This window comes from Anaerotruncus sp. 1XD42-93, from assembly GCF_009917605.1.
GTDB lineage: Bacteria > Bacillota > Clostridia > Oscillospirales > Ruminococcaceae > Anaerotruncus.
The window spans coordinates 1-2,272 of sequence record NZ_QZEG01000145.1 but is presented as its reverse complement, the minus strand read 5'-3'; the positions used below and the strand labels follow the sequence as shown (position 1 = coordinate 2,272).

5 protein-coding genes are annotated in these 2,272 nt (G+C 45.4%); 3 read left to right on the top strand and 2 right to left on the bottom strand.

The window, feature by feature from the left end; all coding sequences use genetic code 11:
* Nucleotides 1-138: 138 nt before the first annotated feature.
* Nucleotides 139-393: a hypothetical protein gene (locus tag D5269_RS17500; protein WP_120487396.1), complete on the top strand. Its 255-nt coding sequence runs from the start codon at nucleotides 139-141 to the stop codon at nucleotides 391-393.
* An 11-nt stretch (nucleotides 394-404) separates the two neighbouring features.
* Here the strand turns inward: D5269_RS17500 and D5269_RS17495 are convergent, their stop codons facing one another.
* Both D5269_RS17495 and D5269_RS17490 read right to left on the bottom strand, forming a co-directional pair.
* Nucleotides 405-584, bottom strand: a complete 180-nt coding sequence (locus tag D5269_RS17495; RefSeq protein WP_120487394.1) for a hypothetical protein — start codon at nucleotides 582-584, stop codon at nucleotides 405-407.
* Between the two features lie 15 nt (nucleotides 585-599).
* Entirely contained in the window at nucleotides 600-1,013 is a 414-nt protein-coding gene (locus tag D5269_RS17490) for a hypothetical protein (RefSeq protein ID WP_016315736.1), read from the bottom strand.
* 408 nt (nucleotides 1,014-1,421) lie between these two features.
* Between D5269_RS17490 and D5269_RS17485 the strand changes: the two genes are divergently transcribed.
* Nucleotides 1,422-1,607 carry a cag pathogenicity island protein gene (locus tag D5269_RS17485; protein ID WP_120487392.1) on the top strand — a complete coding sequence of 62 codons (186 nt, stop codon included), beginning with the start codon at nucleotides 1,422-1,424 and terminating at the stop codon, nucleotides 1,605-1,607.
* 454 nt (nucleotides 1,608-2,061) lie between these two features.
* The coding region (locus D5269_RS17480; RefSeq protein ID WP_166545237.1) for a helix-turn-helix domain-containing protein at nucleotides 2,062-2,272 on the top strand (211 nt) is incomplete at its 3' end.

Genomic DNA, 2,272 nt, shown 5'->3' with positions numbered 1-2,272 from the left:
AAGCCCCTGCGCAAGTCCAGTTTTGTCCAATCTGACGGCCTGCGCGCCTGCTACGACACGTTTGAGAAGATAGAACGCATGGCAAAGATCCCATTTTCCCCACGTAAAGACCGAGGGGAGCAATAAGGAGGTTGTTATATGGAAACACCGTTTTACAGCAAACTCTATCCTACCGATCGGAGGGACTACCGATATAACTACACCACACAAAAGCTCCAGCGCATTGAAAAACGCATCCGGCAAAAACAAATTAACGGCGTGACCAGCTGGGCCGTAGAAACCGAAGTAACAGCGGAATTTGATGTGCGTCACCAGCTTTGGGACAAGATGCCTGAATACTGGGTACTGCTTTACGACAATGACCAGCAGGGAAACTTTGAATGGATGAAATAGAAGAGAGCCGCTCATATGAGCGGCTCTCTTTTCGCTTTTTTACCAGACAGGATTTGCTTTTGAAAGCTCCCATTCTTCACCAAATTTTTCAAGATGCGCTTTTCAATACGCTGGAGCTTTTGGGTAGTGTAATTGTACCGGTAATCTCTCTGACCTGTCGGATAGATTTTACTATAAACAGGCTGCTCCATCTTTTTTCCCTCCCTTCACTTCTTGGTTGTCAGAGCTAATGTGTTTTGGGCTTTACGTTGGACTTGGGTATATGCTGTTGAGTTATCCAGCCTATTGTATCCATTTTCGTAGTGCCAGCGGATCGCTGTTGCAATCTCTTTTATAGTCATATGTTCATCGAATCCTCCGCAGTAGTAGCCATTTATCATGATGGCCATCGGATCCTCTTCCAGTATTGCTTGGGCCAACTTTAGATCTTCCAGCTCCAATGTTTCGGTTTCCGGGTTTAGCCATAGCCCCTGAGCATTCCAATTCCTACCAGATTTCCAGACGATCACCCATGAAATCCCTTCGCGAATCTCACTTGCCCAATCTTTTGAAATCGCTTTGATTGAATGATCTGTTCGGAAGGTAAGCGCCCTGAATGACTCCTTTGTAAATTCTGTCATGGCGTTTCCTTTCTCCCCGTATACCCGATAGGACAGGTGATTGACAAATTTTGTTGAGTATGTTATTTTAATAGAGGATAAAGAAACCGCCTTTTCGCTTGGGGCTAAAGGATGGCTGTTATCCGCTTATTCGCAGATACCATGTGCCCGCATGGTACCGGCAGAAGTAGCGGTTGCCGGGATGCGTTACAACAAACTGTAACAGATCACGAAGCCGTTTACTTTGCATATTCTCACCGCCTTTCTTTTTGGAGGGCGGTTTCTTTATCTGTCTCTATTATACTATATAGTACCCTATATTTCAATTGGCGATTTAGATAAATATAGGGGTTTATATATGTATGAATTTTACATTGAATCTAATATTTTCTTATGTTATAATTTTGAAAAAGTGGAAGGTGGGATGACATGCCATATTCGGAAGCACAAAAACGGGCTACTATGAAATACATGAAAGAAAACTTAGAAGATATTAAAATTAGAGTACCAAAGGGAAAACGGGCGGAATATAAAGCTTTGGCGGAAAAACGGGGAAAAAGTTTATCGCGCTTGATAGTGGATTTGATAGAACAGGACATGCAGAATAATAAATAGGTTTCCGTGGATAGTCTGCCAATATCGCTTTTGCATCGCCGAGAAAACGCCCTCTATCAGCTTTTTGGAGCGGCGGGGGGAGCCAAGAGGGGGGAACGCCCTCTTGAAGGCTGATGTTAGATGTAGCTAGCTCAGGCGGCTTTCCCGGTACAATGGCGAAGCGTCAACGGAGGGCTGATAGCTCGTCTATCAGCTTCCCGTTGGCGGCGTAGCCGTTTTACAGGGAAAGTGCTGAAAGTCAAGAAGCCACCGTAGGTGGCAGGGTGGAGATTTTGCGTAGCAAAATACTACCCGATTCTTGACTTCTCAGCAAGACGGAGCGGAAGAGATGGAGCCTATGGCACAAAGGCTGACGAACATATCCGGGTGTAATCTAAGGACGGTATGCCAGATTACGATGTGACAGGACAGCGAAGGGTGAATGACAGTGAAGGCAAAGGGGAAGTTTCGGCATTTGGTCTATACGGATAGAATTAAGATTGAAACCTACCGGAAAGCTGGGAAATCTCCTGCTTATATCGCAAAGGAAATTGGCTGCTCGCTTAGCACGATCTACCGGGAATTGAAGCGGGGATGCTATGAGCGCATGGAAAGCGATTGGAGGATGGTAGGGGCCTACAGTGCGGACATTGCGCAAAAGGATTATGATTATAAGGCTACGTCAA